This is a genomic window from Chloroflexota bacterium (genome assembly GCA_014360805.1).
GTDB lineage: Bacteria > Chloroflexota > Anaerolineae > DTLA01 > DTLA01 > DTLA01.
Map to the genome: position 1 here is coordinate 1 of JACIWU010000106.1, position 8,335 is coordinate 8,335.

At 65.2% G+C, this 8,335-nt stretch carries 5 protein-coding genes and 1 tRNA gene; 1 reads left to right on the forward strand and 5 read right to left on the reverse strand.

Features of this window, described 5'->3' with window-relative positions:
- Window positions 1-116: 116 nt before the first annotated feature.
- Both H5T65_13035 and H5T65_13040 read right to left on the reverse strand, forming a co-directional pair.
- Complete coding sequence (locus tag H5T65_13035) at window positions 117-2,264, reverse strand: BMP family ABC transporter substrate-binding protein (protein ID MBC7260155.1); 2,148 nt, start codon at window positions 2,262-2,264, stop codon at window positions 117-119.
- A 447-nt stretch (window positions 2,265-2,711) separates the two neighbouring features.
- Entirely contained in the window at window positions 2,712-4,826 is a 2,115-nt protein-coding gene (locus H5T65_13040; GenBank protein MBC7260156.1) for a transcriptional regulator, read from the reverse strand.
- Window positions 4,827-5,125: 299 nt separating this feature from the next.
- Here H5T65_13040 and H5T65_13045 point away from each other — a divergent pair, with 299 nt between their 5' ends.
- Complete coding sequence (locus H5T65_13045) at window positions 5,126-6,271, forward strand: GH3 auxin-responsive promoter family protein (GenBank protein MBC7260157.1); 1,146 nt, start codon at window positions 5,126-5,128, stop codon at window positions 6,269-6,271.
- Window positions 6,272-6,297: 26 nt separating this feature from the next.
- On the opposite strand, the gene H5T65_13050 is transcribed toward H5T65_13045, so the two are convergent.
- The 3 genes from H5T65_13050 to H5T65_13060 form a co-directional block, all read right to left on the reverse strand.
- A complete protein-coding gene (locus tag H5T65_13050; protein MBC7260158.1) occupies window positions 6,298-6,750 on the reverse strand; it encodes a hypothetical protein in 453 nt (150 codons plus the stop codon).
- A 601-nt stretch (window positions 6,751-7,351) separates the two neighbouring features.
- Window positions 7,352-7,957, reverse strand: a complete 606-nt coding sequence (locus H5T65_13055; protein MBC7260159.1) for a hypothetical protein — start codon at window positions 7,955-7,957, stop codon at window positions 7,352-7,354.
- Between the two features lie 88 nt (window positions 7,958-8,045).
- Window positions 8,046-8,118, reverse strand: a tRNA-Asn gene (locus tag H5T65_13060).
- Window positions 8,119-8,335 lie beyond the last annotated feature (217 nt).

The window sequence follows — 8,335 nt, forward strand, 5'->3', positions numbered from 1 at the left end:
CACGCTAACCGTATTCGTGTTCATTCGCGCCCATTCGCGGTTTCGGGTCTGCGCCACATATGCGAGTGGTTCTGGCGGGGCGGCCCGCCAGAACCTCTCCACCCCGGGTATGGAGCCTATTTCGGAATGGTACCCTCCACGCCCTCCACGAGCCAGTCAAATGCCAGTTTCTGCTCGTCGGTCATGGTAACGCCCGCCGCGACGCGCTCCACGCCCGTGTTGTCCTTGATGGGTCCGACGAACACGTCAAACGTGCCCGCCAGGATTTCGGCCTTCTTGGCCTCCACCAGAGCCTTCACGTCGTCGGGGACCATGCTGCCGTAGGGAGCCATCTTGAGCAGGCCCTCTTTCATGCCCCACCAGATGGCCTCGCTCTTCCATGTCCCGTTGCGCACGTCCTCGGCGATCTTCTTGTACAGGATGCCCCAGTTCCAGATGGGCGCCGTGAGCAGCGCCTTGGGGGCCACGTCGGGCAGGTAGGTGTTGTAGCCCACGGCGTAGAGGCCGCGCTCCTGGGCCAACTTGTCGGCCTCGGTAGAGTCGCTCTCGCGGGCGATGACATCACACCCGGCTTCGGCCAGCGCATTGGCCGCTTCGCGCTCCTTCACGGGATCCACCCACGTGAAGATCCACACGGGCTTGACGGTAACCTTGGGGTTCACCGAGCGCGCGCCCAGGGCGAAGGCGTTCATGTTGCGGACGACTTCGGGGATGGGATAGGGCGCGATGTAGCCGAGTTTGTTGGTCTTGGTCATCTTGCCCGCTACCATGCCCGCCAGGTACCAGCCCTGGTAGCCGCGGCCGTCGTAGGTGCCCACGTTGGCCGCCGTCTTGTAGCCGGTGCAGTGCTCAAACACGACCTTCGGGAACTCCTGCGCCACCTCTATCACCGAGTCCATGTAGCCGAAACTGGTGGCGAAGATGAGGTCGTAGCCCTTCTGGGCGTAGTCGCGGATGATGCGGGTGGAATCTGGCCCTTCGCTCACCAGTTCGCTGAAGGCGGTCTCCACGTTGGGGACGTTTTTCTCCAGGAACAGTCGCCCTTGATCGTGGGCGTAGGACCAGCCCAGATCCATCTGCGGGCCCACGTACACGAAGGCGACCTTCAGTTTGGGCGGCAGAACGGCGACGGGGGCCTTGCCGGGCGCCTCGCCCACAACGCCCTCCACGAACCAGTCCATGGAGAGCATCTCTTCATCCGTCATCTTCTGGCCGTGCAGGATGGCGAGTTTGCCGTCCTGGCCGTTGATGGGGCCGGTGAAGACATCCCACTCGCCGCTGAGGATCTTGTTCTTCCACTCGTCCACCAGGGCGACCACGTCGGTGGGCACCTTGGGGCTGAAGGGTGCCAGGTCTACCACGCCGTCCTTCAGGCTGCCCCAGTACTCCTGCGTCTTCCAGGTGCCTTCCATGACAGCCTTGATGCGGCTGACGTAGTAGGGCCCCCAGTTCCAGACGGGTGAGGTGAGGACGGTGTCGCCGACGAACTGGCGCATGTCGGAGTCGTAGCCGATGCTGACGGCACCGCGTTCGGCGGCGGCCTTCTGGGGTTCGGTGGTGTCCTGGTGCTGGGCGATGACGTCGCAACCTTCATCCAGAAGGGCGACGGCGGCTTCCTTCTCCTTGACGGGGTCAAACCAGGTGCTGGTCCAGACGACGTGGACGGTGGCCTTTGGGTTGGCGGTTCGGACGCCGAGGGTGAAGGCGTTGATGCCGCGGATGACCTCTGGGATGGGGTAGGCGGCGACGTAGCCGATCTTGTTGGACTTGGTGGCCTTGCCTGCGACGAGTCCCGACAGGAAGCGCGGCTGGTACATGCGGCCGAAGTAGGTGCTCATGTTTTCGGCGGTTTTGTAGCCGGAGCAGTGCTCAAAGAACTTGTCGGGGAACTCTTTGGCGACGGTGAGGGTGGGGTCCATGAAGCCGAAACTGGTGGTGAAGATGATGTCGTAGCCTTTCTGGGCGAAGTCGCGGATGACGCGTTCGGCGTCGGGGCCTTCGGGGACGTTCTCAATGAAGGCGGTTTCAATGCCCAGTTGCTTTTCCACCATGAGACGGCCCTGGTCGTGCGCCCAGGTCCACCCCAGGTCGCCGATAGGCGCGACGTAAACGAAAGCCGCCTTGACGGTCTTTGGCGGGACGGTGGCGGCTGGGGGCTTGGTGGGTGTAGGGGTAGGGGTAGCCTTGGGGCCACATGCTGCGAGCACAAAGGATAGCATCAACAGCAGGCCTACCAGTGAGACGATGCGCTTGTTGCGAATCATGTTTCTCCTCCTAGCAATTCGCAAACCTGAAGGTGAAGACACGGATTCAGAACCGAGGACCCGAGAGATGCTGGTTGCCTTTACGCATCACCTCCCATCCCAACCGCTGTGTACGGGCACGCCGTCGTATGGGTACGACGTTGTACAGGGTGTTTGTTGAGGTAGAACCGATTGCTGTTTCGGTGAAGCCACGTTCACTATATCACAACTGGCGGAATCTGTCAACGCGTGCGGTGCGACTTGCGAACCGGCCCTATCCACGAATTACACGAATGGGCACGAATGGGTTTGTACGATTCGTGCAAATTCGTGTTATTCGTGGATGCGCTCTTGCTGATCCAGTTTTCGCCGTTATCCACGAATCACACAAATTGACACAAAGAGATTCGTGCAGATTCGTGTTATTCGCGGATACGTTCTTTGAGTTCGGACAGATTCGCGGATGCCTCACGGGCTGTACACGTCCACGCCCGCCGATTGCGTCCCCACCCAGATGCGGCCCAGCGCATCCTGGGCGATGGCCAGGGCCTCCGCGCCCGAGAACCCCACCCGCCCAGCGGTGTACTGCCTCCACGTGTGGCCGTCAAAGGATGCCAACGCGCCGCCGAACTGGGTGGGCCACGAGAACCCCACCCACAGCATTCCCCTGTCGTCCTGGAAGATGCGTTGTACCGTGTTGGATGGGATGCGCGAATTGGCCACGTTGAACACGCGCCACGCGGCCCCATCCCACACGCCCAGACCCCCGCCCAGCGTCGCCGCCCACACGCGCCCGTTGGAGTCCACCATCAGGTCGGCGACGCCGCCCGGGCCCAGCGGCGAGTTGTCGGGCGTGAACCGAGTCCACGTGCGCGCGGCGGAATCCAGTCGCACCACGGCGCTCTCGGTCCCGAACCAGACAGCGCGGCCATCGGGCTCCACCGCGATGGCCAGCACCAGCGCGTCGCCGAGGCCCGATTCGGGCGGGAGCGGCGTCCACGTGGCTCCGTCATACGCGGCCGCGCCTGCGCCGGTGCCAACCCAGAGGCGGCCGTCCGCGCCCGAAGCGATGGCGTACACGCGGTCGCTGGCCAGGCGCATGTCGCCCGCGCCGAAGGTTTGCCATGAGTCGCCCCGATAGCGCGCCAGGCCGGCGCCCGTGCCGAACCAGACGGCCCCTGTGGAGTCGACGGCCACGGCGAGCACGTCATCGGCGGGCAGGCCCGAGTTGGCGTGGGTGAAGATTCGCCACGATTCGGAGCCGCTGGCTGTCGGCGGCGACCAGAGCACCGCGCCTGCCGAGGTCGCCAAGGCAAGCCGCCCGTCGGGCGTGGCGGCGATGTCGCGGACAGAATTCGCGGGCAAGGGCGTCGTGGCGGCGGTGATGTGCGTCCAGTGCCGCTGCTCCAGGGCCATGAGCACACCCGACGCCACGTACAGGCCGACGAAGGCCAGCGCAACCACTCCGAGGGCAAACCAGAAGGCCCGCGGCGGCTTGGGAACCATCTCCCGCAGCCATTCCCAGTAGGCTTCCTGCTCGGCAATCCAGCGGTAGGCGCGCCGGGCCGTGCCCGCGGCCATGAGGCACAGCGCCGGCACGACGATGAGGGCATACTGGGGCCATTTGGTGGGCCACGCCAGGAGCGTCAGCATGGACGTGCCTGCCCACACCACCGCCCATCGCCGCTCGCGCCACTGCCACCACGCGCCGCCCAGCGCCAGCAGGAAGATGAGGCCGTCAAATCCGCCGTAGAGAAAGACCTCGGGATGCCAGGGGACCGAGAAGGCTACCCACAGGATGGGCTGGAACCAGGGGTAGCCGATTTGCTGGACGTGGGCGCTGCGCGAGTACTGCGAGTGGAAGGCGAGGGTCTGGGCAAGGCGCGGCAGCGGATCACGCCACAGCGTGGGGTTCAGCAGCAGAAACGTGGCGACCGCCAGCGCGAGGTATGGGACCAGGTCTCCGCGTCGGCCGGGCCTTTCCCACAGGGCGATATAGCCGATGACGAAGGCGATGGGCAGATACGAGAGTTTGCCTGCCGCGGCCAGGCCCAGCGCCGCCGCCGACAGATACAGCCAGCGGTCGCGGCCCGCCGAGCGCCGGAGCGCGAGCACCGCTGCGATGCACGCGAACAGGGGCAGCGCCTCCAGGTACGCCTGGCTGGTGTACTTGACCGTCAGGGTGTGGACGGCAAGCATGACGCCGGCCAGCGGGTCGGCCAGGGCCAGCAGGAGCACGGCCAGGGTGCCGAACAGCGCCGAGATGAGGCGGCTCGCAAGGAGCGCCGCATCCCAGGAAACCCCGTCGCCCAGCGCGAGCACCCCCGCCCCGTAGGTGAGTTTGACGAGCGGTGGGTGCTCGCGGTTGCCCGCGTAGTCTATGACCGCGTTCCAGTCGCCGGCGCGGAAGGCGGCCGCGTAGTCCAGCGCGGCTTTGACATAAACAGGCTCGTCGTAGTCCACCGGCAACTGCCACGCGGCCCAGAGCCGCAGGAGCGCGGCCAGGACGACGACGGCAGCCACAACTCGCCCGCGCGTCCACCAGCGCCTGGAAAACGGGGAAGTTCTCGGAGTCTGGGTCATGGGTTCGCTCCTTGCCTGCGGATTCATTGTAGGGGTTGCGGCGCGGGGCGTCAAACGACGGTAGGGGATGACGTTCGGGCGGGAGGCTGGCGTCCGCGGGTGAGGCAGGGGCGCAAGGCGACGGAAGCCAGCCGTCATGGGGAGTGGGGACGAGGGCCGGGCGCAGGTGGCCGTTGACCGCGCATCGGGAACCTGCTACAATGGTGCGCGACGATGCCGCGAATGATGACATCTTGATTGGCACGATTCTCGTTGCACAGGGGATGCCCCCTGGCGCACCATGACTCGCAGGAGGCTCCATGATTCCCAACGATCCCCAGCAGATGATCGCCATGCTCCAGGCGCAGGTGCAGCCCTGGCATGAGGCCATGGCCGACCCCGCCGCAGCGCAAGAAGCCGTGTTGCACCGCTACCTGCAAATCTACGCGGGCACCGAGTACGGCCGACAGCACGGCGCGGGGCATGTCGGTTCGCTCGCCGACTTCCGTCGCGCCTTCCCCATCATGACCTACGAGGACTACAAACCGCTGATTGACCGCGTCATGGCAGGCGACGTGGGCCTGCTCCTCACCGAGCCGCCCATCGGTTGGGCCATCACGCGGGGCACCACCGGCGACTCCAAGTTCATCCCCATGACGCCGACCGACCTCAAGATGCGCGTCAGCGCGGGGCGGGCCATGCTCAACTACGTCCTCGCCACCCGGCGATTTGACCTGTTCCAGGGCGTCAACCTGAACCTCAATTTCCCGTCGGTGGTCGGCACGGTCAAGGTGGGCGACCGCGAGGTGGAATACGGCTACAGTTCCGGCATCTACACCAAGTACGTCTCAGAGCGGACGCCCATACGCTCTGTCCCGTCGCAGCAGGAGATTGACGCACTGGGCGGCGGCAAGACCCTGAAGGACTGGGAGGCGCGGTTTGAACTGGCCTACCAGAAGTGCAAGGACCTCAACGTTACGCTGGTGGGCGGCGTCGCGCCGACGGCCGTGAAGTTCGCCCGCTACCTGAAGAAGGCGCACGGGGTGTATCCCAAAGACCTGTGGAAGACGCAGATCATGACGCTGGGGAGCGTGCCGGGCATCAACACGCGCTACGAGCCGTCGCTGACGGCGCTGTACGGCCCCGTTGCCATCCGCGAAATCTACGGCGCGACCGAGGGGATGTTCGGCCAGCAGATGGACGAGAAGCGCGCGTGGGTGCCCAACTACGACCTGTTCTTCTTTGAGGTCCAGACGCGGTCGGGCGTGAAGATGCTCCACGAGATGCGCCCGGGCGAGATGGGCAGCCTGGTCGTGTCCACACCCATCCTGGCGCGCTACAAGATCGGCGATCTCATCCTGGCGGTGCGGCCGCCCTACTTCCGGTGCATTGGCCGCGACCGCTGGCACACTCCCCTGCGCTACATCTGGGACGAGTTCATGACGTTCAACCTGGGGCGCTTGTAGGATGGCGACAGGCGGCCCCGCGCCGGCTATCGCCTCCGCGTGAACCCCCGCAGGAGGATGGACAGGCCCAGGATGATGAGAATCGCCGGCCAGATGAGTTCCCACCCGAATCGGTCGCCCAGACCGATGCCGAACAGGATGAGGGCGAAGATGGCCGTGCCCACAACGGGGCGACGGTAGGTGGGGACGGCCAGGCGCACCAGGATTTCCAGCACCAGCAGGAGCGCCGCGCCCAGGAAGATGAAGTTCCAGGCGCTGAAGTCGGGCACACCCAGTTGCGTGGCCCACACGTCCAGATAGCCAAGGTTGTCGGCCAGCAGGACGATGCCCGCCCAAATGAGGATGCCCGCCCAGATGAGCGTTCCCAGCGGGTCGCGCTGCCATTTCTCCTCGGCGCTCTTCTCTTCCCGCTTCTCGTCTTCCTTCTCGTGTTGCTTCTCTTCCTCTTTCTCGTCGTGCGGACGCGGCCTTTCGGACATGATGTTTCCCTCCTCTGCGAGATGGCATTCCGTCGGTCGCCGCCATTATAGCATAGGATGGCGCTGGGGGAAACGGGATGGCGGGTCAATTCTGGCAGCGTATACATTTCGGTGGAAATTGGTCAGACCGATGAGCGGCAGCATGAAACGAATAGAGTGTAGGGCAGGTTTCCATACCTGCTCCCTGTTTCCGGCGGCTATGGAAAGCCGCCCTACGTGTTTGGGCATTTTGCCGCCGATCCATTGCGAGCGCAGGGGCAGGTTTTCGTACCCGACGTCTGTAGCCTGGGTCGCGCAGTTTCCACCGAAAAAGATACACTACCGGCGAATCTCACTCCAGGAAGCCAGGGGCGTACAGCGCGATGGTGAGGAAGGCGTCCGTCGCGCCGAAGATGAGATAGGCCGCCAGCAGCGAGTGACTCTCCGCCTTCTTCAAGTACAGTCCCATGACCCCCAGTGCGGCGCCAAGGATGGCCAGGGGCAGGCCGAGCACGAGCGCATTGGCCCCTGCCGGCGAGAGTCGGTCGTAGAACGGCGGGAGCAGGAAGAACTTGGCGGGGATGTACAGGAGAATGGCGACGGCCAGGGCTATGCGCGGCCCTCACGATCGCAGGTTGGCGTCGGCTTTGGCCACCAGATACGCGACGATCCAGAGCATCGGCGCAAGGAGCGCCAGGAAGGCCATCGGGAACAGGCTCACCGCCTCTATGACGCTCCACAGTCCCTCCAACGCGGCGTTCGCCACATCGCGGGGCGTGAGCGTGTTGAGCGCCGCTCGCGCTTCTGGCGCTGTGCTTGCGTAGTACACCACGTAGCGGCGCACCCCGCCCGGTTCCAGCCAGGCCAGGTGCAGGTGGCCGCGATCGTCGGCTCCGAGCGTGGGGCGCACGGCTTCGGTGGCGGTGCGTCCCGCGATCTGGTAGCCCTTCAGGTCGCCGTCGGCAAGGTAGGCCACGCCGATAACCAGATGGCGCGAGCGTTTGGTTGCCGTCAGAAACGTTACGCTCAGCGCCATCTCATCCCGCGAGCCGGCGGCGGGAGCGGGCATGTAAACGGCCATGCTGTTGACGCCCACCCATTCCGTGTAGCGCGGCGGGATGCTGGCGCCGGGCATGGTGGTGCGAATGCCGGGCAGCGGCCCGCTACAGCCCGCCAGCAGGACCGCCACGCCGAGCAACACGGCGACTCGGAAGCACACCCGCGCCATCTAGCCATCCTTACTACATAGGCGTCCATAGAAAATACCGACGGGTGTGCGCGGGGGTTCAAGGGGCACGTGTGGGCAAACAAAAAGGCTCCTCGGGCAGGACTCGAACCTACAACCAACCGGTTAACAGCCGGCCGCTCTGCCGATTGAGCTACCGAGGAGCGTTACGGCCCTATTATACGCGGCGGCCCGAAAAACGTCAAAATCGGCCCGCGGCGCGTCGCGCGGGATGCGAAGACCCCATAGGCCTCCCAGACCTTTGCGGTCTCTTGCACCCGCCGCGGGGCGGGGCGAGGGGATAGCACCCCTCACCCTAGCCCTCTCCCCGCGAGGCGGGGCGAGGGGACTCTGCCGCCCCAACCCGGCGGCGGCTAGGGA

Excerpts from the sequence above, each read along its gene's own strand:
- H5T65_13035 (MBC7260155.1), bottom strand. The coding sequence starts at position 2,264 with ATGATTCGCAACAAGCGCATCGTCTCACTGGTAGGCCTGCTGTTGATG.
- H5T65_13040 (MBC7260156.1), bottom strand. The coding sequence starts at position 4,826 with ATGACCCAGACTCCGAGAACTTCCCCGTTTTCCAGGCGCTGGTGGACG.
- H5T65_13045 (MBC7260157.1), top strand. The coding sequence starts at position 5,126 with ATGATTCCCAACGATCCCCAGCAGATGATCGCCATGCTCCAGGCGCAG.
- H5T65_13050 (MBC7260158.1), bottom strand. The coding sequence starts at position 6,750 with ATGTCCGAAAGGCCGCGTCCGCACGACGAGAAAGAGGAAGAGAAGCAA.
- H5T65_13055 (MBC7260159.1), bottom strand. The coding sequence starts at position 7,957 with ATGGCGCGGGTGTGCTTCCGAGTCGCCGTGTTGCTCGGCGTGGCGGTC.